At 35.6% G+C, this 24,153-nt stretch carries 20 protein-coding genes; 11 read left to right on the top strand and 9 right to left on the bottom strand.

The genetic code is table 11. The annotated features are described in order from the left end of the window. Together AO058_RS14140 and cls are read left to right on the top strand one after the other, a co-directional pair. Complete coding sequence (locus tag AO058_RS14140; protein WP_075327128.1) at positions 1 to 960, top strand: lytic transglycosylase domain-containing protein; 960 nt, start codon at positions 1 to 3, stop codon at positions 958 to 960. Next, positions 961 to 2,424, top strand: coding sequence for a cardiolipin synthase (gene cls, locus AO058_RS14135; protein WP_075327127.1), 1,464 nt, complete (start codon positions 961 to 963; stop codon positions 2,422 to 2,424). Here the strand turns inward: cls and AO058_RS14130 are convergent, their stop codons facing one another. Both AO058_RS14130 and AO058_RS14125 read right to left on the bottom strand, forming a co-directional pair. Further along, positions 2,425 to 3,138 carry a TlpA family protein disulfide reductase gene (locus tag AO058_RS14130; protein WP_075327126.1) on the bottom strand — a complete coding sequence of 238 codons (714 nt, stop codon included), beginning with the start codon at positions 3,136 to 3,138 and terminating at the stop codon, positions 2,425 to 2,427. Between the two features lie 140 nt (positions 3,139 to 3,278). Next, positions 3,279 to 3,794, bottom strand: coding sequence for a hypothetical protein (locus AO058_RS14125; RefSeq protein ID WP_075327125.1), 516 nt, complete (start codon positions 3,792 to 3,794; stop codon positions 3,279 to 3,281). Positions 3,795 to 3,947: 153 nt separating this feature from the next. On the opposite strand from AO058_RS14125, the gene rpmH reads away from it, so the two are divergent. The 3 genes from rpmH to AO058_RS14110 all read left to right on the top strand — a co-directional run bounded on the left by rpmH (position 3,948) and on the right by AO058_RS14110 (position 7,686). Beyond that, on the top strand, positions 3,948 to 4,106 hold the full coding sequence (gene rpmH / locus AO058_RS14120) for a 50S ribosomal protein L34 (protein WP_075327124.1): 159 nt from the start codon (positions 3,948 to 3,950) through the stop codon (positions 4,104 to 4,106). Between the two features lie 112 nt (positions 4,107 to 4,218). Further along, positions 4,219 to 7,071, top strand: a complete 2,853-nt coding sequence (gene carB / locus AO058_RS14115; RefSeq protein WP_075327123.1) for a carbamoyl-phosphate synthase large subunit — start codon at positions 4,219 to 4,221, stop codon at positions 7,069 to 7,071. 222 nt (positions 7,072 to 7,293) lie between these two features. After that, entirely contained in the window at positions 7,294 to 7,686 is a 393-nt protein-coding gene (locus tag AO058_RS14110) for a DUF423 domain-containing protein (RefSeq protein WP_075327122.1), read from the top strand. Here the strand turns inward: AO058_RS14110 and AO058_RS14105 are convergent. The 6 genes from AO058_RS14105 to AO058_RS14080 form a co-directional block, all read right to left on the bottom strand. Then, positions 7,681 to 8,655 (bottom strand): bile acid:sodium symporter family protein, encoded by a 975-nt coding sequence (locus AO058_RS14105; RefSeq protein ID WP_075327121.1) that lies wholly within the window; start codon positions 8,653 to 8,655, stop codon positions 7,681 to 7,683. The two genes, AO058_RS14110 and AO058_RS14105, sit on opposite strands and share 6 nt — an antisense overlap. A 5-nt stretch (positions 8,656 to 8,660) precedes the next feature. Further along, a complete protein-coding gene (locus tag AO058_RS14100; RefSeq protein WP_075327120.1) occupies positions 8,661 to 9,203 on the bottom strand; it encodes an acyl-CoA thioesterase in 543 nt (180 codons plus the stop codon). 3 nt (positions 9,204 to 9,206) lie between these two features. Then, positions 9,207 to 9,575, bottom strand: coding sequence for a 6-phosphogluconate dehydrogenase (locus AO058_RS14095; protein ID WP_075327119.1), 369 nt, complete (start codon positions 9,573 to 9,575; stop codon positions 9,207 to 9,209). A gap of 4 nt (positions 9,576 to 9,579) precedes the next feature. Further along, positions 9,580 to 10,722 (bottom strand): serine hydrolase domain-containing protein, encoded by a 1,143-nt coding sequence (locus tag AO058_RS14090; protein ID WP_075327118.1) that lies wholly within the window; start codon positions 10,720 to 10,722, stop codon positions 9,580 to 9,582. 78 nt (positions 10,723 to 10,800) lie between these two features. Further along, on the bottom strand, positions 10,801 to 12,204 hold the full coding sequence (gene rmuC / locus AO058_RS14085) for a DNA recombination protein RmuC (protein WP_075327117.1): 1,404 nt from the start codon (positions 12,202 to 12,204) through the stop codon (positions 10,801 to 10,803). Between the two features lie 81 nt (positions 12,205 to 12,285). Further along, positions 12,286 to 13,266 carry an endo alpha-1,4 polygalactosaminidase gene (locus tag AO058_RS14080; protein WP_075327116.1) on the bottom strand — a complete coding sequence of 327 codons (981 nt, stop codon included), beginning with the start codon at positions 13,264 to 13,266 and terminating at the stop codon, positions 12,286 to 12,288. A 175-nt stretch (positions 13,267 to 13,441) separates the two neighbouring features. Between AO058_RS14080 and AO058_RS18745 the strand changes: the two genes are divergently transcribed. Genes AO058_RS18745 through AO058_RS14055 form a run of 6 tightly spaced genes read left to right on the top strand, consistent with a single transcriptional unit; the run spans position 13,442 to position 23,361 of the window. Then, positions 13,442 to 13,888 (top strand): DUF3492 domain-containing protein, encoded by a 447-nt coding sequence (locus AO058_RS18745; RefSeq protein WP_232228841.1) that lies wholly within the window; start codon positions 13,442 to 13,444, stop codon positions 13,886 to 13,888. After that, positions 13,828 to 14,964: a GT4 family glycosyltransferase PelF gene (gene pelF / locus AO058_RS14075; protein ID WP_232228840.1), complete on the top strand. Its 1,137-nt coding sequence runs from the start codon at positions 13,828 to 13,830 to the stop codon at positions 14,962 to 14,964. Before AO058_RS18745 ends, pelF begins: the two co-directional genes overlap by 61 nt. A gap of 2 nt (positions 14,965 to 14,966) precedes the next feature. Next, positions 14,967 to 16,580: an exopolysaccharide Pel transporter PelG gene (gene pelG, locus AO058_RS14070; protein WP_075327115.1), complete on the top strand. Its 1,614-nt coding sequence runs from the start codon at positions 14,967 to 14,969 to the stop codon at positions 16,578 to 16,580. A 7-nt stretch (positions 16,581 to 16,587) separates the two neighbouring features. Then, positions 16,588 to 17,379 (top strand): endo alpha-1,4 polygalactosaminidase, encoded by a 792-nt coding sequence (locus AO058_RS14065; RefSeq protein WP_198036112.1) that lies wholly within the window; start codon positions 16,588 to 16,590, stop codon positions 17,377 to 17,379. Positions 17,380 to 17,389: 10 nt separating this feature from the next. Continuing rightward, positions 17,390 to 19,372 (top strand): hypothetical protein, encoded by a 1,983-nt coding sequence (locus AO058_RS14060; protein ID WP_075327113.1) that lies wholly within the window; start codon positions 17,390 to 17,392, stop codon positions 19,370 to 19,372. Beyond that, complete coding sequence (locus AO058_RS14055; protein ID WP_075327112.1) at positions 19,372 to 23,361, top strand: DUF2194 domain-containing protein; 3,990 nt, start codon at positions 19,372 to 19,374, stop codon at positions 23,359 to 23,361. The genes AO058_RS14060 and AO058_RS14055 overlap by 1 nt, the downstream gene beginning before the upstream one ends. Here the strand turns inward: AO058_RS14055 and AO058_RS14050 are convergent. Beyond that, entirely contained in the window at positions 23,358 to 24,152 is a 795-nt protein-coding gene (locus tag AO058_RS14050; RefSeq protein WP_075327111.1) for an ABC transporter ATP-binding protein, read from the bottom strand. The two genes, AO058_RS14055 and AO058_RS14050, sit on opposite strands and share 4 nt — an antisense overlap. Position 24,153: the final 1 nt, after the last annotated feature.

Raw genomic sequence — 24,153 nt, 5'->3', positions numbered from 1 at the left:
ATGAAAATTTTAAAATCTGCATTAGTTATAGTGGGACTTTTCACTATTGTGTTTGTAAGTATACAAGCTGCTCAACAGTCTCCAGATTCTAACAACGAGGCTACAGCTGAATCTTCTGTAGCCAATCAAAAAGAGCGTCCGGTAAAAGATTATAATATCTATGCGCTCCCACTGCCTGAAAATATAAACTTTGCAGGAGAAGAGGTGCCAATTGATGATCCAGATATTTACGAAAGAATGGACAGGGAATTGCTGGTAAATACCTACTGGCAGTCTAATGCCTTGCTTTTAATAAAGCGAGCCAATCAATTTTTTCCAATTATTGAACCTATTCTGAAGGAAGAAGGTGTGCCAGACGATTTTAAATACCTGGCTGTAATTGAAAGCGGATTAACACAGGCAGTTTCTCCTGCAGGTGCCAAAGGATTTTGGCAAATTATGGAAGGTACCGGGAAAGATTACGGTTTAGAGATAAATGGAAATGTAGACGAACGCTACCATATTGAAAAATCTACCCGTGTTGCAGCCGATTATCTAAAGAAATCTAAAGAAAAATTTGGTAGCTGGACAATGGCGGCTGCCGCTTATAACGCCGGGAATAGAGGCGTTGAAAGACAGTTAGAACGTCAAAAAGTAGATGATTATTACGAATTATTGCTCGGGGAAGAAACCGGAAGATATATGTTTAGAATTCTTGCTATAAAAGAGATTTTAAGCAATCCTGAACAATACGGCTTCAATTTTGAAGAAAAACATCTTTACAAACATATTCCAACCAAAACGGTTAAAGTTGATACCGTGGTAAAAGATTTCGCCGATTTTGCGCATCATTTTGATATTAATTATAAGATCTTAAAAATCCATAATCCCTGGCTTAGAGAAGCACATTTAAATAATGCATCCAGAAAGGAATACGAGATTAAGATCCCTGCAGAGAAAACTTACACCGCGGTAAAGTAAATGAATGCTTTCCTGGATAATTTTTGGTGGGTACTTCTAACTATCAATTTTATAATCGTTTTTATAACGGCCGGTTATGAATTAATGCATTTTAGGGAACCGGTAAAAAGTATTTCGCTCATTTTTGCACTTTTTGTACTGCCGGTTATAGGCCTGTTGGTCTATTACTTTTTTGCCCAGGAATTTAGGAAAAGCAAGTTATTTAACCGTAAAAAACTGTACGACCAGAAGATTATTAAGCATTGGGAAGATAAGCTAATGCTAAATAAAAAAGATCTGGTTAATTTAAACCAGGAGTGTGTTAATCAAAAGATCAAGCTTGTCCACTTACTGCAAAATAATCAAAAGAAACCGGTTACTTTTTTAAATAAAGTCCGTGTCCTTATAAATGGCGAAAATAAGTTCTCAGCCTTATTTGAAGATATTAAGAAAGCCCAGGATCATATTCATATAGAATATTACATTTTTAATAGCGGTAGAATAGGAAACCGCCTTATTTTATTGCTATGTGAAAAGGCTGAGGAAGGGGTGAAAGTACGGGTTAGTTACGATTACGTAGCGAGTAGACTTTCTTCAAAAGCGGTTAAAAAAATGAAATCTTGCGGAATTGAAATTTATCCGTTTATGCCGGTTTGGTTTCCCAATTTAACCCGAAAATTAAATTATCGCAATCATCGAAAAATGGCGATTATAGACGGGAATATTGGGTTTATTGGAGGAATTAATATATGTGATGAATATGTGAATTTTGAAGAAAACCCGCAAGAAAAAATGTTCTGGCGAGATACCCACCTTAGAATTGAAGGTCATGCCGTAAAATCTTTGCAGGCTCAATTTTTACTGAATTTTAATTTTATTAGTGGAAAAGAACTTAAAATTAAAGATAGTTTTTTTCCGAAGATAGATTTAACCGAAAATACTGCGGTTCAAATTGCCGCCAGTGGCCCCGACACCGATTGGCAAAATATTATGGAAGCCATTCTAACCGCAATAAATACTGCTGATAAATATATTTATATAACCACACCTTATTTTATTCCAAACAATCAAATTCTTACCGCCTTGTGTATGGCAAGTAGAATAGGAGTGGAAGTTAAAATTATTATTCCTGAAAAAGGAGATTCGGTGATTGCACGTTATGCCACCAATTCTTATATAGAAAAATTACTGGAATCTGGGGTTCAGGTTTTTCATTATCATAAAGGGATGGTCCACGCTAAGACTATGGTAGTAGACGGTGTACTAACCAGTATTGGTTCCTGTAATCTTGATAATCGCAGTTTTGATATTAACTTTGAGATCAATGCATTTTTATACGATAAGGAAGTGGCTGGAGAAATGACTGAGGTTTATAATAATGACCTTAAAGAAACCACCGAGCTAACTATAAATGAATGGATGCAACGCCCGGCTTTAGAAAAAATAAGAGAAGCCCTGGCCAGGCTCTGGGCTCCATTGCTTTAATTATTCCGGTGTAATGGCGCTCCATTTTATTTCTTCCTTCTTTTCTGAATTTCCAATAAGGTTATTTGTAATCGCCGAATTAATTGCTTCGTAATTAAGTTCAAAAGATTCTTCTTTAGATAGGTTATAAGGATGGAAAATACTTCTTTTAATATCCCTAATTTCCCGGTCTCCGGCAATTAAATAGCAGGTTGGTAAACCTAAAGAATGTTTCAGGTTTTCTACAACAAAAGCGTGGTTGTTCCTGGTTTCATCTACATATAATACATCTATATGTGAATTAAATTGTTTGGAAAGTTCTTTGGCGGTTTCTTTTTTATCCCAAAACACAATTACAAAATCAATTTTATCCCGGTATTTATCGGCTAGTTCATTAAGTGCCGGTATTTCGCCTTTCCCCGGGATGCACCAGGAAGCATAGGTTAACAAATAAACAGGCTTTTTATAATCGTATAGCGCAACTTTTTTCCCTTTGAGATTTAAAAATTTAAAATTGTCTATATATGTTCCCTGGAGTTTAGTGGTAACAAAGTTTTCAAATAACCGGTCGGCTTTTTCGAAGCGCCTGTATCTATAAGCCGCTTTTGCTTCCTTATTATATTCAGGTAAGTGCATAACAAGTGCATCAGAGAAATAAAGCTTGTCGCTTTTCTCTGTTTGAGCCTGTATATTTAAGCCTAAAATTATAAAAAAGAGGAGTAAAAGTCTCTTCATGCACTTTGTTCTGTTTAGTTAAAAACAAAGATACTTCGGAAGAAACTATTGCTGAAATATTATCGCTGAAGGGTCAATATTTTGGCCAAAAGTTGCGGAAAAATTAATGAAAGCTGAAATTAACTAAATTTATGTGAAAATTATATTTTCTTCATTTGCTGCTTCATCATCTTGATCTGGTCTTTAAGCATTCCGTGCTTATCCAGTTTTTTAGCTTCAGCAAGTAAATTGGTAGCTTCTCTTTTTCGGCGTTTTGTCATTGCGATTCCCGCCAGGTTCAATTTTGCCATCGCCAGGTCCTGATCCATTGCCAGGCCTAATTTAATAGCGCGTTTAAAGAATTTTTCGGCTTGCGTAATATTGGTTTGGGAAACCATTAGTCCGTGTAGATACCAGTAATAACCCTGTTGTTTTTGGGTAAGCGCAGTTTCCGGATTTTTAATTTTATCTAACCACTTTTTTGCGCCGGGAAAATCTTGTTTTCTAAGTCTTAGAAAAGCAAGCAATATCATTTCATTTTTAAAATACAGGAATATAAAAATTAAGGAAAGTAGGATGTACATAATACCGTTTCCAATGTTTCCTTCTATAAACTGCCAAATGGCAAGACCTATTACAGCTCCCGCTAAAACTAATTTGATATTCTTATTAAACATAAATGCTTTTATTTTGGAAGCGGCAAAGGTAAGAAAAACAATTAAAAATAATTTAAATTACCTCTTGTAATAGTTAAAAAGCTTTGTATATTTGCACGCAGTTTTACAGAGAGCTAAAAAAACGATTATTCAGAAGATTTAAAGATATTTAAAATGAAAAGAACGTTTCAACCATCCAAGAGAAAAAGAAAGAACAAGCACGGTTTTCGAGAAAGAATGGCTAGTGCAAACGGAAGAAAAGTCCTCGCCAGAAGAAGGGCTAAAGGAAGAAAGAAAATATCTGTCTCTTCTGAAAACAGACATAAGCACTAATGAGAATTAGGATTTAAAATATTTAAAGGTGTTACTTTTTTTAGTAACGCCTTTTTTTATATCCAATCGCTTCCTTACTTTTATGTTTCATATGCTACAATCCTGATAAAAAATGCCCAAAAACAACAACCTTAAAAGTATCCTTATTATTGGCTCCGGACCTATTATTATAGGCCAGGCCTGCGAATTTGATTATGCCGGAACACAGTCTTTACGCTCGTTGCGTGAAGATGGGATAGAGACTATCCTGCTTAACTCCAATCCGGCTACAATTATGACAGATCCGTCTATGGCAGATCACGTCTATCTAAAACCTTTAACTACAAAGTCTATTGTAGAAATTCTTAAAAAGCATCCCAATATAGATGCAGTTCTACCAACAATGGGTGGCCAAACTGCTTTAAACCTCTGTATTGAAGCCGATGAAAAAGGAATTTGGGAAGATTTTGGAATAAAATTAATTGGGGTAGATATTGACGCCATTAATATTACCGAAGATCGCGAAAAGTTTAAACAGCTTATGGGGAGAATTGGAATTCCAGTAGCCCCGGCAAAAACGGTGACCTCTTATCTTCAGGGAAAAGAAGTTGCGCAAGAGTTTGGTTTTCCTTTAGTGATTCGTGCCTCTTTTACTTTAGGTGGAAGTGGAGCTTCGTTTGTACACGGTCCAGATGAGTTTGATGAAAAACTTACACACGGCCTGGAAGCTTCGCCAATTCACGAGGTGCTAATAGATAAAGCACTTTTAGGTTGGAAGGAATATGAATTAGAACTGCTAAGAGACAAGAACGATAATGTGGTAATTATTTGTTCTATAGAAAATATGGATCCAATGGGGATCCACACCGGAGATTCTATCACGGTAGCTCCCGCAATGACATTAAGCGATACCGCTTACCAGCGTATGCGTGATATGGCAATTAAAATGATGCGTAACATTGGCGATTTTGCCGGTGGATGTAACGTACAATTTGCGGTGAGTCCAGACGAAAAGGAAGATATTATTGCAATAGAAATAAACCCAAGGGTTTCCAGGTCTTCGGCTTTGGCTTCTAAAGCAACCGGGTATCCCATAGCGAAAATTGCAACAAAACTGGCAATAGGGTATAACTTAGATGAACTGGAAAACCAGATTACTAAATCTACATCAGCTTTATTTGAGCCTACTTTAGATTATGTGATCGTGAAAATCCCGCGCTGGAATTTCGATAAATTTGAGGGCGCAGACCGCACCTTAGGACTTCAAATGAAGTCTGTGGGAGAAGTTATGGGAATTGGCCGTTCTTTCCAGGAGGCCTTACATAAAGCCACACAATCACTTGAGATTAAAAGAAACGGACTTGGAGCTGACGGAAAAAGCTACACCAAGTACGACGAAATTATAGAAAAACTTATTTACGCTAGTTGGGATCGTGTTTTTGTGATCTATGATGCAATACAGGCGGGAATTCCGTTAAGCCGCATTCACGAGATCACTAAAATAGATATGTGGTTCTTGCGTCAATACGAAGAGCTTTATGCTTTAGATGTAGAGATCTCTAAGTATGATAAAGAATCTCTACCAAAAGATCTTTTGCTGGAAGCGAAACAAAAAGGTTTTGCCGATAGGCAAATAGCACATATGCTGGATTGTCTGGAAAGTGAAGTTTATAATAAACGGGTAGATCTGGGAATAAATAGGGTTTATAAACTTGTAGATACCTGTGCGGCCGAATTTAAAGCTGAAACACCTTATTACTATTCCACTTTTGAAGCCGAAATTGAAACTCCCGATGGTAAACGTTATGTAGATAACGAAAGTAAGGTGAGCGAGAAGAAAAAGATTGTAGTTCTTGGTTCCGGTCCCAACCGAATAGGACAGGGGATTGAATTTGACTACAGTTGTGTACACGGTGTTCTTGCCGCTTCAGAATGCGGTTACGAAACTATAATGATAAACTGTAACCCTGAGACGGTTTCTACCGATTTTGATATTGCCGATAAACTTTATTTTGAACCGGTTTTCTGGGAACATATTTATGATATAATTCGTCACGAAAAGCCTGAAGGAGTGATTGTTCAGCTTGGTGGGCAAACTGCCTTGAAATTGGCTGAAAAACTTGATCGCTACGGAATAAAAATTATGGGAACCAGCTTTGAAGCTTTAGATCTTGCTGAAGATCGCGGAAGTTTCTCAAAGTTGCTTCAGGCCAACGATATTCCTTATCCTGAATTTGGAACCGCTGAAACTGCTGAAGAAGCCCTGGCATTAGCCGATGAACTTGATTTCCCAATCCTGGTAAGACCTTCCTACGTATTGGGTGGCCAGGGAATGAAAATTGTGATCAACAAAGATGAGCTGGAAGAAACAGTAGTAGACCTTTTAAGGAAAATTCCGAATAATAAATTGTTACTGGATCATTATTTAGATGGCGCTATAGAAGCTGAAGCAGATGCAATTTGTGACGGGCAAGATGTTCATATTATAGGAATAATGGAGCATATTGAACCTTGCGGAATTCACTCTGGAGATTCTAATGCCTTGCTACCTCCTTTTAACCTTGGAGACCTGGTGATGGAGCAAATTAAAGACCATACGCGTAAGATCGCTTTAGCGCTTAACACGGTTGGTTTGATCAATATCCAGTTTGCGATTAAAGATGATATGGTATATATCATAGAGGCCAATCCAAGAGCTTCCAGAACGGTACCATTTATCGCGAAGGCTTATAAAGAACCTTATGTGAACTACGCGACCAAAGTGATGCTTGGTGAAAAGAAAATCAAGGATTTCAAATTTAATCCGAAGTTAGAAGGTTATGCAATAAAACAACCTGTATTTTCTTTCAATAAGTTCCATAAAGTGAATAAGCAACTAGGTCCTGAAATGAAAAGTACAGGAGAAAGTATTCTCTTTATTGATAGCTTAAGGGACGATGCCTTTTACGATTTGTATAGTAGAAGAAAAATGTATTTGAGTAAGTAGGAATTGAATATAGAAAAGTGAGGCTGGTAAAGTACGTCAAGCTGAACTTGTTTCAGCTTCTAACATGTTCTAGTCTATCAATATCTTAGATTCTGAAATAAATTCAGAATGATGCCTATATTACTTTTTTAGAAACCTAATAAACTAAAAAGCCTGCAAGGTTTTAATACTTGTAGGCTTTTTAATTTGGCATTTAATCTTACAGAATTTATATTAAAATATATGAAGGAACTTGTTCTTATAATTGGTGGAATCTACGGCACACTGGCCGTGATTTTTGGAGCCTTTGGAGCGCACGCTTTAAAGAAACGTTTTTCTGAAGATCAGTTAAAAAGTTTTGAGACCGGTGTAAAATACCAAATGTACCACGCGATCATGCTGATTATTTCAGGAATCGTATTTCCTTTTATTGGCACTTCTCAGCAACTCATTGCCTGGTTTTTTATAATTGGAATATTCTTATTTTCTTTTAGTATTTATGGGCTTACGCTAAGTGATTCTGCTGGAAAAAAGATCAGGATTCTGGGACCTATTACGCCACTTGGTGGACTTCTTTTAATTCTTGGTTGGATCTTTTTTACGATCAATATTGCCGAAATTGCGCTTTACTTATAAGGTTTCTTCTGAAGTTTCAGCTTTTAAAACCCGCTTTTTATAGTTTTCAGCATAAAAAGCGATTAGTATTAATTGCAGAGAATGATAGATCATTATAGGTAGTAATAATAGTCCGGTATTGGCTGAATTTCCAAAGATTACTTTTACCATTACAGAGCCGTGAACCAGGGATTTTTTAGTTCCGCAAAATTGGGTTGTGATCTTATCTTTTAAATTAAAACCTAAAATATTACAGATTAAGCCAAGTCCAAAGTAAACTATAAAAAACAATAAAATAACTATCCCGGTAAGCTTGAGTAAATCAATTGTTTCTACGCTGCTAAATATCTTGGATGTAAACGAGTTACTAAAGCTTGAGTAAACAATTAGTATAATAGTAGTTTTATCTAGCAAGCCTAATTTTTTACTGTGTTTTCTTGCGAAATCTCCAAGAAATTTTTGTAGAAATAATCCAAGAATTAAAGGTATAATAATCTGCCAGCATAATTTTATAAGTACATCCAGGAATTCAAAATCGGTACTTCCACTAAGGAAAAAACTTAGCCAAATGGGAGTTGCGAAGATGCCTATTAAACCCGATAGGCTGGCGTTAAAAATAGCGGTAGGCAAATTTCCTTTAGCCAAAGAAACCATCACTATAGAAGAAGAGACTGTAGAAGGAAGTGTTCCCAGAAAAAATAAAGCAATCCAAAGATCTGAACCGGTTCCTGCTTCAAAAAGCGGTAAGCATAGCAGAGCTAAAAGTGGGAAGGCTACAAAGGTGGCTAACTGGATTGCGATGTGAACTTTATAATTCAGAAAACCCAATTTAAACTCTGGGGGAGATAATTTTAATCCGTAGAAAAAGAAAATAAAACCAATCCCAATATCGGTGATGGTTTTTAGCGGAAAAAGCACAATTCCCTCAGGGAATAAATAGGCGATTATTATCGCCACAAAAATAGCTGCTATAAATCCGTTAAATTTCAAATTCTTTACTGCTCTATTTTAACCTTATATTCTTCCAGTAAGTGCACATATTCTTTTGAAGAAAAATCGGTCTCATGAAATTCCTGTTTACGATTTAGCTTCATTTTATTACGTTTAATACTTTTCGCAAACCGGCGAATATCGTGCTCGTTACTAAGGATTAACCCGGGAACCTGTAGTGATTTTCCGTCTTCAGCCTTAGCTACCATCGTAAAATAAGATGAATTACAGTGTTTTTTCTCTCCCGTTCTAATATTTTCGGCTTCCACGCGAATTCCTATTACCATAGAACTGTTGCCCACATAATTTACAGAAGCTTTCATAGTTACCAATTCCCCAATTTCTATGGGTTTTAGAAAATCTACCGTATCAACACTAGCGGTTACACAATAGGCGCCAGAATGCTTAGATGCGCAGGCAAAGGCAATGCGGTCCATAAGTGAAAGCACATAACCCCCGTGAATTTTTCCGTTGAAATTTGAATGAGAAGGCAGCATTAATTCTGAAATATCTACCTGTGAATCTTTTACGTGTTTAAATTTGGTCATAAATTATCGGTCTCTAAAGTGAGGGGATTCGCCTTTTTGTACTTCGGTTATAAAATATTTGGTATCGCCCCAAAAGAAAAAAGTGGCGTAACGCTCAACATATTTGAGTCTAACATAATTGCCTTCGTTCTCCTGCAGTGCTTTTATAGCTTCCTGATTATTGTCTAATACTGAAAATTGAAAGATTTGCGCACCACTAATTCCCTGGCTAATTTCACCTTCCCAGGTTTTAGAAATCACACCTTTTTTGCTGAATTTTATAAGTTCCCCGCTTCTTGTGCCTTCGCTGTAAGGCACAAAGTAGATAAATGCAAACCAGGCTATAAAAAGAAGCAAAATAGCTCCTAAAATACCAAAAAGTGTTTTTTTCATAATGCTAGTTATAAATTTTCTGTACGAATTCTTCTATTTTAGAAGGTTCCAGCCAGCGGGTCACAATTACCAGGTTTTCTTTACGATCTACAATAATAAAATTTCCGCCGAAACCAGCCGCATAAAAAATGTCTTTATCTATATTTTTCCATTGTCTCGGCCCATCGGCATTTAACCACCACATATATCCGTAATTTGAGTTTGTAGCTGAAGGCTGAATAGCTTCTTCAATAAGATCTTCTGAAATTAATTTTTCTCCATTCCAGTTGCCATTATTCATAAAAAGTAAACCAAAACGCGCCATATCCTCGGTATTGATAAACATTCCGCCGCCGGAATGCCCGCCACCACTAACCGATTGCATTTTGAAACCGTCTATGGTAGTCCAGGAATTCTCATACCCAAACCAACGCCAGCTCGAAGAAGCGTTAATAGGATCCATAATTTCTTCTTTTAAAACCGTGGGAAGTGGTTTTCTAAAAACATTGAGTAAAGAATAGGCGAGCACATTTACCCGAACATCGTTGTATTTAAAATGCGTTCCGGGTTCGTTGAGTTTCCGGTTTCGCCAATCGTCTATTCCTGTATCTTGAGAAGGCCTGTCTGCCCAATCATAAGAACCCCAAAGTTCCCCGCGCCAATCTGAATTTTGTTCCAATAAATGTTTCCAGGTGATTTTGGAGTTATGTTCGCCTTCAAAAGTATCGTTCCAAACATAATTGATTACCGGGTCCTCAACATCAATGATCAGGTTTTGATCTAATGCGAGCAGGGCCGTGGTAGAGAGAAAACTTTTGGTAACGCTAAAAGTCATATCTACACGTTTAGTATCTCCCCATTTTGCCACTAAGTAGCCGTCTTTTAAAATTATTCCCGCCGGGCCACCACGTCTTTTTGTAGGGCCTAAGATTTCGTGATAAGGTTCGTGTTGAAAGCCTTTTAATATTGCCTGGCGTAAATCTTTGGATTCTGAATATTCATTTGCTTCAGCAAATTGAATAGCTTCTGAAAAATCTAAATTGAACGATTTTGGATCTTTTTCTTGCCAGGTTCCGGCTTCAGGAAAATAAATATCCTGTGCTGAAATATTCAACACAAAAAGGTTTATCAATAAAAAACTGAAAATTGATTTGGTATAGATTTTCATATTAATTTAATGTTTCATTTTCTTGAATGCATAATAATTACAAACCTCCAAGGTTTTCAAAACCTTGGAGGAGAGTGGTTAATTTGCTTCATTTTCTTCAATTTCTTCCTCATCCATAGCCGATTGCATCTTAGGGTCAATTTGTTTACTGGCTTTAGCCCCCAGTTTTTTGAGTTTTTCTACACGGCGCAGCAAATTTCCTTTTCCGGTTAGTTTTTTCATCGCGCCTTCATAGGAATTTTGGACTGTTCCCAATTGCCTGCCGATTTTTGTGAGCTCTTCGGTTAGAGCAGTAAAAGAATCATATAAAGCGCCGGCCTGGGTTGCGATGACAATGGCGTTTTGCTTTTGTTTTTCGTTCTGCCACATACTATCTATGGTCTTTAGTACAGCGAGCAGGGTAGTAGGTGTAACAATAATAATATTCTTATCAAAAGCTTCAGAATACAGTCCTGGATATTCGTTGGAAGCAACAGCAAATGCGGCTTCAATGGGAATGAAAAGCAAAACGAAGTCGGGACTTTCCATCTCGTATAAGTGGTGGTAATTTTTATTACCCAGTTCACTTACCCGGTTTCGAATAGCGGTAAGATGATTTTTTAGATGTTGTTTTCTATCATGCTCATCTGTTTCATTGCTGTAGCGTTCGTACGCGTTTAGCGAGACTTTAGAATCTACGATCATTTTTTTATCGCCGGGGAGATTAATTACTACATCTGGCAAAACCCGTTTCCCGTCTGCATTGGTAAAACTTTGTTGAACCGAATATTCGCTGCCTTTTTGTAGTCCGCTGCGTTCCAAAACCCGCTCCAGGATCATTTCGCCCCAGTTTCCCTGTGTTTTAGTGTCGCCTTTAAGCGCTTTAGTGAGATTGGTAGCTTCCTTGCTCATTTGCTCGTTAAGCTCTTTTAACCCGATAATTTGCTGTCGTAGCATTGCGTGGCGATCTATACTTTCTTTATTTCCTTCTTCGATTCGTTTTTCAAAATGAAGGATTTTTTCCTGCAAAGGGTTTAGAATATTCTGAATATTTTCTTTATTCTGAAGTGTGAATTTCTCAGATTTTTGCTCTAAAATTTTATTGGCAAGGTTTTCGAATTCCTTCTCGAATTTCTCCTGAAGTTGTTCAACTTCCGCTTTTTGTTCTTTATTTCTTTGCTCTAAATTTTCAAATTCGGCATTACGGCGGGTAAGCTCTGTATTTAAAAAATCTTTCTCTCTTCGAATTTCTTCACGTTCTTTTTCGAGTTTTTCAGTTTGTGCCCGGAATGTACTTTTATAATCTAATAATTCAGTTTTGTAATTATCTAAGTTGCTATTTATCTGATTTTTAAATTCAACAACCTGAAGTGATAGTTGATTATTTTTTTCTTCAAGAATGGCTTCTTTATTTTTACTTTTTAATCCTGAAATTAGTTTTCCGAAGTAAAGTCCGATTAAGAGTGCGACAATAATTAAGGCGAAAAGTAAATAATCGTTCATTGAGAAAATCGAGTTTTCCCAAAGATACTTATTTGCCCGAACTGTTTAAGAAAATAGGACCTGGATTATGCAGAGGTTTAATTATTCCCGGTCCTCAAAATATTGGTAGCCGTCTATAATATCCAGGTAAACCCCGTCAAAACCTGCAGCGATAATTTTAGAGAGATAAGCGTTTTCGCTGCCGTAGATTAAATCTTTCCAGTCCGCGTTCCAGTACTCTACTTTAAAATTCCCTTCCCATTCCGGGTTTTCTTCAACGAGCCAGGTAGGCGATTTGGAATTCCAATTTTCTTCCCAGTAAAAACGATAATCTTCGGCTTCGCCAATAGATAGATAAGATATAACTAAACGCTCAGCACCATTTTTTTTCTTCTTTAATTTTTGAATGTCTTCGGCAGTAAAAGCTTCGTTATGAAAGAAAAGATCCATAATAATAAGATCGTAATTAGTAAAAGCAAGTTCGGTGATAAGATCGTATTTCGAAGAATATTCAGCGTAATTTAAAAGATACAGAAAGTTTTTAGCTTCAGAAAGATGGCTTATATTTTTATTATTTTCATTAAAAACAGGATAAGTCGGAATTCTATCAAGTTCTCGCCGTGGCGCTGCGAAAGAAGTATAGTTGTTTTCCTCATTAAGCTTATAGGAATTTTTCATAAGCTTAAAACCTGAACAATAATCGGTTACCAATACTTGCTTGCCCTCGTCTTTTGCCAAATCAAGGTACTTTCTTAAATATAAATTATCGGCTTTTGGGGTGATTTTGTTTAACTTTGGATAACCATAAAAAAGATCTTCCTGGGCCACCGCATCTATAGCATTTAAATAATCTAAAGCAGGAGTTTTCTTAAATTTAGATTCTTTGGAAACCAACTGAACTCCATTCTGTGGGACAACTATAAAATTAGGATTTTCCTCTTTTGCGATTTCACTTATTTCAATAACAAACTCCCGCATTTCCTGGCGGTAATCAACATTGTTATTCGATTCCTGAGCCATGTGTTCACCGCAGGAAAGGAATAAGCAGCAAAGCATATAAATGCTTATTCTAAAGAAGTTCATAGATATGGAGCAATTTTAAGCAAAGATAAGTTAAATTACCATCCCTAAATTACGCTTTATAGCAGTATTGTTATTCTATTTAAACAAATTATAATTTAGGGTTTACTTGTAAAATTTATATCGCCGGGTTTTTAAGTAACTGATTTTTAATATATTTTTGGCGCAAAACTTTTAAATGGCAAAACCATCTGTATTGCTTATAATGGAAGGCACTTATCCTTTTAATGGAGGCGGTGTTTCTACCTGGGCACATATTTTATGTAACAGGGTTAGCAATGTAGATTTTAAACTGTATTCTATAAATGCTTCTTTTGAGACAGAGTATAAGTATAAACTTAGCGATAATATAAACGAAGTAATACAGGTGCCTCTTTGGACTCCAGATGAACCTTACGATTATATAAGTTACGGTGAGGAATATTATAAAACTGTAGCTAAGAAAGAGTGGACTAATGATGAAGTAGTTGCTCAAAAGTTTATTCCTATTTTTAAAAGCTTACTGGAGTTTATTTATAGCGACGACCGTGATATAGAAGATTTGGATATAATTTTTCATCAGCTGTGGTTTATTTTGAAGATTATGATTATAAAGAAACCATTAGAAATGAGCAGGTTTGGCTAACTTATAGAGATACTCTCGCTAAATTTATTATTGGTGAACGTAACCCCGATGCATCTTTAATAGATATTACCATAGGCTTGCGCTGGATTTACAGATTTTTAATACCACTTGCCATAGTAAATATTCCAAAAGTAGATGTGTCTCATTTAACGCTAAGTGGCTTCCCGGTAATCCCGGCACTTATTGCCAATTACAAATATGGGACCCCAATAATCCTCACAGAACACGGAGTTTTTATTAGGGAAAGGTTATTGGCTATTAACAATTCAGAATATCCATATTTCTTAAAGAGTTTACTTATTAGGTTTTCAGAAGCTATTACCCGTTTGGTTTATCATAAGGCCGAAGTAATTATTTCTGTAAATAAATTCAATCAAAAATGGGAAAAATGGTACGGGGCAGATCCGTCTAAATTCAGAATAATATACAATGGTATTGATCCGGAAGTTTTTAAACCCGGCCCTAAACCTGCACATTTAAAAGATATTCCTACCGTAGTTGCTTTGGCGAGAATTTTTGAATTAAAAGATATTCTTACCATGATTAGATCTTGTGCGGTAGTTAAAAGAAGTATTCCCGAGGTGCAATACCTGGTTTATGGAGATAATGATGCCGTACCCGAATATACCAAAGAATGCCTTGAACTTATAGCCGAATTAGGATTACAAAACAATTTTAAATTAATGGGCCCAAGAAACAACCCACAGGAAGTTTTTCTGGAGGGAGATATTTCTATCCTGACTTCTATTTCTGAAGGATTTCCATATACCGTAATTGAATCTATGGGTTGTGGTATTCCCGTGGTTTCTACCGATGTTGGCGGAGTTAAAGAAGCACTTGATGATAGCTGTGGTTTTACCTGTAAGCCAAAAGATGCCGAAGAAATTGGTAACAATGTTTTAAAATTGCTTTTAGATGATGATTTACGAAAGAGTATGGGAAGAAATGCCAGAGAAAAAGTTTTGAATAATTTCACCTTATCCAAGTTTATTGGCGAATATGAAGCTATTTATGATGATATTGTGAAAATACCCAGGGCCAAAAAAAAACTTACCAAGATTGAAGATTTTTCCTGAAAATGACTAAAGATCAAATTAAAGCTATTGCAAAACTTGTTGTTGCGGTTAAAGAACGTAACGGTAAACCCGTGAATGTTTATGTGGTAGCCGCCACAATAGAATCTTTTGGAATTAGGGAAGTAGATGCGAAAGAAGATTATGGCTTTGAAAGTATAATGCATCTTTCAAATTATATTTATAAAGCTTACGATGCCATTACCCTGGCAAACCTTAAAAATAATAATCAGCGTGTTGCTGAAGCCAAAACTTATAAAAGACTCGCTCTAACCGAGTATATTACAACAAAAAACACCAAGCGTTTCCTTGTAGATTATACTTCAGGACTTTTACATTTATTTCCGGTTTTCTTGCAGGTGGTGGCCATAATTTTATTCGGATTTTCCCTTTGGACCTACTCTCATTTTAATAACCTGCAATCTACCGCAGTGGTGCTGGGGGTAATTATTGGTTTTATTAGCAGTGCGGGTTTTGTGCAGGTTTTGGGAAAACAGGTTTCCTATTACTGGTATAATAAAGATTACCATATGGCGAAACATTCTACCGTTCAAATTATAAAAAACGGGACTATTGCTATATTAGGCTTTTTTATATTCTCTTTGCTTATCAATTTAGTGATCCCGCTTTATAGTCTTCTTTTTGTAGTTATAACCTTTATTTACGCCTTGTTTATAGGTTTTCTTCTTTTGGTTTTAGCGCCTTTATATGCATTAAAACAAAGGTGGATGCTTTCTTTTAGCGTTTTTGCAGGTACGGTGTTAGCACTTTTACTTCATTTTTATACCGATTTGCACCCTTATTATATTCATTGGACAGGCATTTTGGTTGCTTCTTTAATTTCGGTTGGTTATATCTATTCTTTCTTTCATTTTAAGCTAAAAAATGAAACCGCGGTAAAAAAGAAGCCAAAAGTAATGCTTTCCCTATATCGTAATTTCAACTACTTTTTATACGGTACTTTTATTTTTCTTTTTGTTTTCCTGGATAGGATAGTGGCCTGGTCTTCTACCTTAAACAGGGATATTCCCTATATAATTTATTATGAAAAAGATTATGAGATTGGAATGGATCTCGCTATTCTTATATTTTTCCTACTTGGCGGAGTAATGGAATACGCTATTCATTCGTATATACGGCATATGGATTTTCATCAACTTCAAACAAAATATTCAGATTTTCAGCGTTTTAACGATAAGATGAAAAAGATGTATTTTAAACATTTACGTTTATTTGCTATTAGTGCAGCGGGTATTGCCGTATTATTATATTTAATTGTTACGCAACCCTGGGGCTATTCCAGAGGTTTTGATGAAATTCTGAGTCCGTTGAGTATAAAAGTTTGTATTCTTGGAAGCATAGGCTACCTATTTCTTAGCCTGGGAATGTTAAATGTACTCTATCTTTATACGCTGGGAAAACATAGAAAACCACTGGTAGCCATAATAAGTGCTTTCCTGGTTAATTTTATAATTGGAGTCTTTTTAAGCAGATGGGTTTCTTACGAATATAGTGTTATGGGAATGTTAGTGGGGTCTCTGTTATTTGCAATACTTACAACACGAGAAACATATAGTTTCTTTAAAAATCTGGACTATTATTACTATGCATCTTATTAAAATATTTATGGTTACAACAGCAATCTGTTTAAATACCGCCCAGTCAGTCGCTCAAAAGCTTACCCAGGAAAAACAAATACTTTTTACCTATGGCGATTTTTACCCAGCAGAAGTTTCAGGATACGAAATTGTAGTAATAGAAAGCGCTCATTTTGACAGTGAAGACATTGCAATGCTAAAGCAAAACAATACTACCATTCTGGGTTATATTAGCCTGGGAGAAGTTAATGAGGCTGCTGCTCATTTTCCCGAAATTAAAGATTTCACCTTTGGAAAAAATAAAATATGGAATAGCCATATTTTAGATATTGAAAATGAAGAAACCCGGGAGGCTTTATTGGCAATTTTTGATTACAATATGAAAAAAGGACTGGACGGGATGTTTTTAGACAATATAGATAACTATACCGGTTTTGGGCGTACGCCAGAAAAGAAAGAAGCTTTAATAGATTTTTTAAAGATTTTAAACGTAGTTTATCCCAATATTCATTTAATGCAAAATGCCGGTATTTCTATACTAAAAGATACCCATCCATTTATAGATTCTGTAGCAAAAGAAAGTATTGCTTCAGATTATAATTTTCAGCAGAAAAAATATCAATTAAGAGAGGAAGCTATTTTTCAGCAACTTTTAAACGAGCTAAAGCAGGTATATGATGAGTATGAAGTCCCAGTGGTTTTAATAGAGTATGCCGAAACCAGAAAGTTAAAAAAAGATATTAAACAAAGATTAGCACAAACCCCCTGGCCTTATTTTATTGGGAAAATAGATTTGCAGGAAATTCCCGAAAAAGGTTGAATTAATTTATATGTTTTTAGAACCCTACCTATTAACCGGTCCGTTAAGAATTATCCTGTTATTTGTATTAATTTTATTAATACATAGAATTGTTTCTACACGAATTTCTGCACAATCTGCCTTAAACTTTCTGGTTCCCACTATTGCGCTCGTAATGGCAGCGGTATTGCTAGGTGGTTTTATTTTAATACTAACCGGGATATTTGACATCTTTGTTATTATAAGCATTATAATTGGCCTGGCTGTTTTGGCTTTTATGAATCTTAATTTTAAGCAACCCTTAAAAGCTCAGTTACGTAAAATTTACACGCGTTCCCTTTTATATATTACAATTAAAATGGAAAAGGGACAGCGATTTCTGGATAGAGATAATATAATTAAACCAAAACATAAACATCCTGAACATGGCCTTTCTCAATATCATAGAAACTGGCAATTAGCCATTGGGCTTTTATTACCTGTGCTTACTTACATCTCGAGAAGTTCACTTTTTCAGGAAGATGTTTACACACTTTCCTCGAGTTGGTTTAGTAAGCTTAATTTTATAAATGGGATTTCTGCTAATACCTGGTTTTTTCAAACTGGGGAAATGATGGGAGATTATTTACTTATTAATTTATATGCAAAATTAACGCATATAACTAACGCCCAGGCTTTACAATCTTTTGGATTATTAGAATCTGCATTGCTTTCTTTAATAATATACTGGCTGGTTTTTAAAATTTCACGAAAACAAGCTCCGGGAATATTCGCGGGTTTAAGTTTTGCCCTTTTTTATGGATTCCTCCCCATTAATATTGATTTAATTGCTGAACATAAATCGGTTTTTACCGCTTTGATTATTGCTTTACCTACTATGTATTTTTGTATTTATCCGCAAAGTTTCAGTTACAGTAAAAAGGCGAAATTTTATTGGTTAATTACCTTGTTTAGCGCTATTCTCTTATTAGATCTTTTTGTGGGTGTATTACTTCTTCTTCCTTATTTGCTAGTACTTTTTATATTTAAACTTAAAGATAATTTAAAGCAAATCACTCAGGTTTTACTGGCCTATTTCTTTTCGTTAGCCTTTATTGGAACAATATACGGCATCGCGGCTTTGCTTATAAAAGAAGATTTTGGCGCCTTTATTTTGTCTAACTTTTATTCTTTTGATACTTATACCTACAATCCTCATTTGGTTGCACCATTTAGAGACCTAATGAATTATTACCAAATAGCCGCCGTCGTTTTTCTGCTTATTGCTATTTATAATTATTTTAAAAAATCGCATAAATGGTTGGCCAGTCTGGTTTTCCTCAGTTTTATCAATTTAATGTTCGGGATTTACCAATTAGATACTGGCCTGGTAGACCTGGATATTCTAAGTCAGGTGCTTTGCATATTTCTCCCCATATTTTTTGGGATAATTCTAAATGTAATGGTTAACCTCTTTTCTATTTTTAATTTTTCTCCTAAAGTTGGCATACGTCTGGAAGTAATAATAGGTAGCATAGTAATTACCGTGCTTACCATATTCACATTCCCTAGATTAAATTTTAAAGAAAATAAAACAGAAAATGTTGTTTTTAAAGCCTATTCAAAAATTCAATCTCAAAATTTACCATATTCCTATGCGGTTGTAAATGCTTTGCCATATTTCAGTTTTAGCAGAAACAGCCATTATTACTATAACTACGATTATTTTAATAATACCTATATAGAGCTGGATAGGAGATTCAACCGGTATAAAAATAATTTAGAATACCTACAAAATAACCCAGATATTATTTTACCCGAAACTATGTATGTTTTTGTGTATAAAGACATACAGGAGGCTAACCAGGCTAAAAAAGCAATAGTAGAAAAACAACGTAATTTAACACTGGAAAGGCTTGAATTACTAAAAATGAAAGGGAGAGATGTGGATGTATACTATGAGGATAAAACTTTAGAGGTTTACCAAATAGAAAACAGGGAACGGGCCAGTAATATTAATGAACTATTATTTTGATGGAAAAATTTTTACCAACTAAAATATTTAAGGCTGTTTTTTTAGTGTTTTCTATTATTTTAATAGGATGCGAGAAAGATATTAAGAATGAAGAGGTTAGGGAAGCCAGTCCCAGGGTGCAGTATGATAATTTTAGCGAGAATCCGTGGGTAACTTACTTGGTAGAGCCGGGAAATGATTTAAGTTTTAGAAACAGCAATCATATTAGAAAAGCCCTTAATTATGCCAAAATCCCTTATAATGAAATTAATAGGTTTGATTTTAATGAAAAGCCAGAAGTAGGCAATGCAGTTAAAGTAATTGTGGTCTATGATCTGGAACCACTAAATCAAGCTGCAATGAATTTTTTAATTGAATTTGTTGCTAAAGGAGGTCATATTTTTATTACCTCGGTCGCTACCAATAAAAATTTTGGTTTTTTAGCAGGAGTAAGGGGAGATGCAGACTTTGAAATAGATACCATAGCCCAGGGTTTTAAATTTCAGTCCAGTTTTCTGCCGGCTCTAAAAGGGAAGGTTTATAAAAACGAGAATAAACATTTTGGCCTGCAAACAGATAACTTTAGGGAAGATATAGAGATTCTGGCAACTTCAATTTCTGAAGAAGATTATCCTCTTATTATAAAAAATAAAATAGGGAATGGTTCGGTAATTACTTTTAATACCGATCAATATTCCCAGAAACAGGAGCGCGGACTTTTCTTTGCTGCAATTTTGCAGGGTTTAGAAGGGGTTCCTTATCCTGTGGCTAATGCTTCAAGCATAATGTTAGACGATTTTCCCGCGCCGCTTTATAACGTAAAGATGGAACCGGTTACTTCAGAAATGGATATTAGTCAGGCGCGTTTTTATACTGAAGTTTGGTGGAAAGATATGCTTAAACTGGCCAGGGAAGAAGGTTTGGAATATTCTGCGTACGTATGTTTTGATTATTCTAATCATACCTCGCCGCCATTTAATTTTCCCGAGTGGGAACAATCTGTATTAACAGGTTCTAATGGAGCTAACGCTGCCGACAGACTTATGGTTGATTTCAAAGATTCTAAACATGAGGTAGCTTTACACGGTTATAATCACGCTTCACTTACCGATAAGGTTTGGCCTAATCAAAATTATATGGGTTTAAGCCTTAAGGCGGTTAAAAAACGCTGGGCAGCGCGTAATTATGGTAAATTACCGGTTTCTTATGTTCCACCTTCAAATATTATAGACAGCACCGGTTTTCTTGCTTTAGAAGAACACATCCCCGAAATTATTTATAATGCCAGTATTTACCTGGGAAATTTTGAAGAAGGTGGCGATAGAGAATTTGACAGGGAGCCTTATAACGATCATTTTTTCAATTTTCCACGAATTACCAGCGGGTTTGTTTTAACCTCTACCAGGCAATTCAATCAGCAATCTTTATATTTATATACAGGCGTTTGGACGCATTTTATTCACCCCGATGATATTTACCAAATTCCCGGAGAAGAACCTCGGGAAAGTGCCGGTGATTATACTTTACGGAATATAAATTCTTATGGCTGGAGAGTTTCAGAAGATGGCTCGCCAGGTTTGTTTCCACGATTTGGAAATTACATTAAAGATGTAAAGAAAACTTTTCCTTTAATTCGATTTTTAAAAGTTTCTGAAGCAGCTAAGATTACTCAAAACTGGAGAGAAATTCCTTATAATTTTACTGAAAATGATACTGAAGTTGAAGTTACTGCCAGCATTCAAAATAGTGAGAACCAAAATTTCTGGTTTGCATATGTTTCAAAAAAAAATACTGCTGAAGCTGAAAATTTTCTAAAAAATAAACAACTAAAATTTACAAAAACGCCTTTCTTAGACGGCTATCTGTTCAATATTCAAACGCAGGATAAAAAAATAAGTTTTCCAAAATTTAATAATAATTCTTCTGAAGATTTTAGCAAAATCACTCAAAACTATGAATCTTACCTTTTAATAAAACCCTCAGAAGATTTAGGAGATATTCACAAAGAGATTAACGAATTAAAATCTAAAATTGTTAAAAGCAATAATTATGAACGCGAAGATTGGTTAAAATTATTTCAGTATTTAGGCTGGGAAAATCGCCAAATGGAGATTTGGCCGTTGCTGGAAAGAAAATACAGTGAAAATAAATTATCTGCTTACATAAACCTTTCTTCCGAATTTACCACTCAGAGTGATTATCCAGATTTGGAAACCAGGAAACGCTGGATGTTGAGACAAATAGAATTAAATCCAGAAAGCCTAAAGCTTAGAAGAGATTTTATAGGTTACTTTGGAAGCAATACAGAGGTACAATTAACAAAAGAAGAATTATTGAACCTAATGGAGAATACGGAGGTAGATGAGGAGCGCTCCAGCTATTTTTCACTGTTGAACGAAAAACATCCCGAAGCTGCATTTAATTTGGTAAAAAACATAGAACCCTGCCATGAAGATTTTCGCTTTGTCGCTTCTACTATTTCCTGGATTTTAGCTGATGCTAAAAAATATAACGAGGCCATTAAATGGTCTAAGTGTAGTGACGATATAGCCGAAAGCGCAATAGATAACTGGCGGGTACAAACCGGGGAATATGCGTTTTTAAAAGAAAAGAACTTTCCGCTTTTTATAGAATATCTTATTGCCGATAATGATAAAAAAGCGGCGCAAAAACTTTTGGGGATAAAAGCTTGCCGAGAAGATTTAAAGCATTTGGCTACGACTATTGCCTATACTTATAGCGACCAGGGAAGTTATAGAAAAGCGCTGGAATGGTCTTCTTGCGTGCCAGGTTTCCCTGTAGTAGAAAGGATGCAATGGTTTTATTCGCTGGAAAACTTCAGTGAAGTAGAGCGCTTGTATGCTAATTATACTAAAAAAGATAATCCAAAGGAAAAAGAAGCTATTCAGGTTTTTATGGCTGAATATTATTTGGGTCGTAGCGAAATGCTGAAAGCCTGGAAGCTTGCCTCTCAACTACCGGAATCAAGTAATAAAGAGCGTTTACAAAGACAGTTGAATAATACCGTGGTTTACCTTAACCCTGAACAAAAAAGATTGCTTTTAAAAGAATATCCTTCACTTTTTTATCCTGAAGTTACTTCTAAAATAGAGCAGAATCTTAGAATAACCCAGGGCGATTTTGTACAAATAGGGAGTAATATTATTAGCGATAGGTTAGATCCAACTTCTGTAGGTTTAGAAGCGGTTTATGGCACTCGAGATAAGAAGTTCAATGAGCATCAATTTGGGTTAAGCCGCTATAATGCATATGCAATTCCATTTCAGGGTGAATTTGAGAATAATGGAGATATGGAGCTATACGGACTGGTTTACAGGTTTAAAACCAGGGAAAGAATAGAAAAATTTAATTTTGGCTTTGGTAGTCGTCTTGAGTTTAACGACGCAGGAAAGGCATATCTTCATTTAGAAGCATCGGCGTCAATTGCAAAAGATAGTTTATATAGTTCTTTTCAGTTTTTTAGAAAACCTGCTATCACCGGCCCCGCGTATATCCTGGATATTTATCAAACGCAATTAAATATTTATGAAGAACTTCAGTTTAAAGAGAAATTCCAGGCGGTTTTTTATATAGAAGGAAACCATTATGACGACGAAGATGTGATGGATGTACAGGCGCTTACCAGTTTATCTATGAATCTTAGACTGAATAAAATGGCGAAATTTAGACCTTATACCGAATTATCTGGAATGCTGGGTAATTCAAACAGGTCTAATGGCTTTCCATATTGGACTTTAGATGAACGTTTTTATGGCGGTTTAGGGTTAGCTTACGAATATGTAAATGAAAATAACTTTTGGAAAATTAATCTTGATGCCGGATATTTTCTGGATACTTTTTCAGATGAATTTCAACGGTATCGTGGGAGTGTGGTATGGCCAGTTACGAAGTATCTTCATCTTAATACCCAGGCCGAATTCTATACGCTTAAAAACTTTTATTCCAACAACTTTACCTTCGGTTTAAAATACTTTTTAAAAGATAATTAAGGATTAATTTTAAATGAAGCTGAAGCTTTATCAAAAACGATCAAGCCTTCTGGAAAAACAGTAGAAAATGCTCCAGATTCTAATAATTCTTTAGGGGAACCGGTGGTCACGCTATTATTTTGCATGAGAATAATTTTATCGCAAAGCTGGATGGCCAAATTGATTTCGTGGGAAGCAAAAACTATAGCTTTATTGGTTTTTCGGGTGAGTTTTTTAAGCAGTTTTAGAACATAAGCCTTGTGATACAAATCCAGGTGTGTGGTGGGTTCATCTAAAATAACAAGGGGCGTGTTTTGTGCAATGGCACGTGCAATTAATACTTTTTGAAGTTGGCCGTCACTTAATTCGTAGCATTTTTTATTCTGCAAATCTTCAATTCCTACATTTTGTAAAGATTTTTTAATTTGCCTTAAATCGTTTTTACTTAATCTACCAATCCAATTGGTGTATGGTTGTCTTCCTAGCGCTACCAGTTCAAAAACGCTTAAATTTTTGGAAATAGGTTGTTCGGTTAGTACAAGGCTCACTAAAGAAGCAAGTTCTAAAGAATCTATCTGTTGAATTTGCTCATTTTTAACCAATACTTTTCCCTTAAGCGCATCCTGAACTCCGCTTAGCGTTCGTAAAAATGTAGATTTCCCCACTCCGTTAATGCCAATTACAGCAACCAGTTCCCCTTCGTTAACTTCAATATTAATCGCTTCAGTAATAATGGTTTTCCCGGTCTTATTACTGTAACCAATATCAAGATTAATTGTTTTAAGGATGCTATGTTTTCCAGGTTGGTTCAAT

Source organism: Salegentibacter sp. T436, assembly GCF_001932675.1.
GTDB classification, from domain to species: Bacteria; Bacteroidota; Bacteroidia; order Flavobacteriales; family Flavobacteriaceae; genus Salegentibacter; species Salegentibacter agarivorans.
The sequence above is the reverse complement of the archived record's forward strand: the minus strand, read 5'-3'. Positions and strand labels throughout refer to the sequence as shown.

Coding starts and splice junctions, on each gene's coding strand:
- AO058_RS14125 (WP_075327125.1), bottom strand. CDS start 3,794: ATGTTTAATAAGAATATCAAATTAGTTTTAGCGGGAGCTGTAATAGGT.
- AO058_RS14140 (WP_075327128.1), top strand. CDS start 1: ATGAAAATTTTAAAATCTGCATTAGTTATAGTGGGACTTTTCACTATT.
- AO058_RS14095 (WP_075327119.1), bottom strand. CDS start 9,575: ATGAAAAAAACACTTTTTGGTATTTTAGGAGCTATTTTGCTTCTTTTT.
- AO058_RS14110 (WP_075327122.1), top strand. CDS start 7,294: ATGAAGGAACTTGTTCTTATAATTGGTGGAATCTACGGCACACTGGCC.
- rpmH (WP_075327124.1), top strand. CDS start 3,948: ATGAAAAGAACGTTTCAACCATCCAAGAGAAAAAGAAAGAACAAGCAC.
- AO058_RS14060 (WP_075327113.1), top strand. CDS start 17,390: ATGTTTTTAGAACCCTACCTATTAACCGGTCCGTTAAGAATTATCCTG.
- pelG (WP_075327115.1), top strand. CDS start 14,967: ATGACTAAAGATCAAATTAAAGCTATTGCAAAACTTGTTGTTGCGGTT.
- cls (WP_075327127.1), top strand. CDS start 961: ATGAATGCTTTCCTGGATAATTTTTGGTGGGTACTTCTAACTATCAAT.
- rmuC (WP_075327117.1), bottom strand. CDS start 12,204: ATGAACGATTATTTACTTTTCGCCTTAATTATTGTCGCACTCTTAATC.
- AO058_RS14065 (WP_198036112.1), top strand. CDS start 16,588: ATGGTTACAACAGCAATCTGTTTAAATACCGCCCAGTCAGTCGCTCAA.
- AO058_RS14100 (WP_075327120.1), bottom strand. CDS start 9,203: ATGACCAAATTTAAACACGTAAAAGATTCACAGGTAGATATTTCAGAA.
- AO058_RS14090 (WP_075327118.1), bottom strand. CDS start 10,722: ATGAAAATCTATACCAAATCAATTTTCAGTTTTTTATTGATAAACCTT.
- AO058_RS14080 (WP_075327116.1), bottom strand. CDS start 13,266: ATGAACTTCTTTAGAATAAGCATTTATATGCTTTGCTGCTTATTCCTT.
- AO058_RS18745 (WP_232228841.1), top strand. CDS start 13,442: ATGGCAAAACCATCTGTATTGCTTATAATGGAAGGCACTTATCCTTTT.
- AO058_RS14130 (WP_075327126.1), bottom strand. CDS start 3,138: ATGAAGAGACTTTTACTCCTCTTTTTTATAATTTTAGGCTTAAATATA.
- carB (WP_075327123.1), top strand. CDS start 4,219: ATGCCCAAAAACAACAACCTTAAAAGTATCCTTATTATTGGCTCCGGA.
- AO058_RS14055 (WP_075327112.1), top strand. CDS start 19,372: ATGGAAAAATTTTTACCAACTAAAATATTTAAGGCTGTTTTTTTAGTG.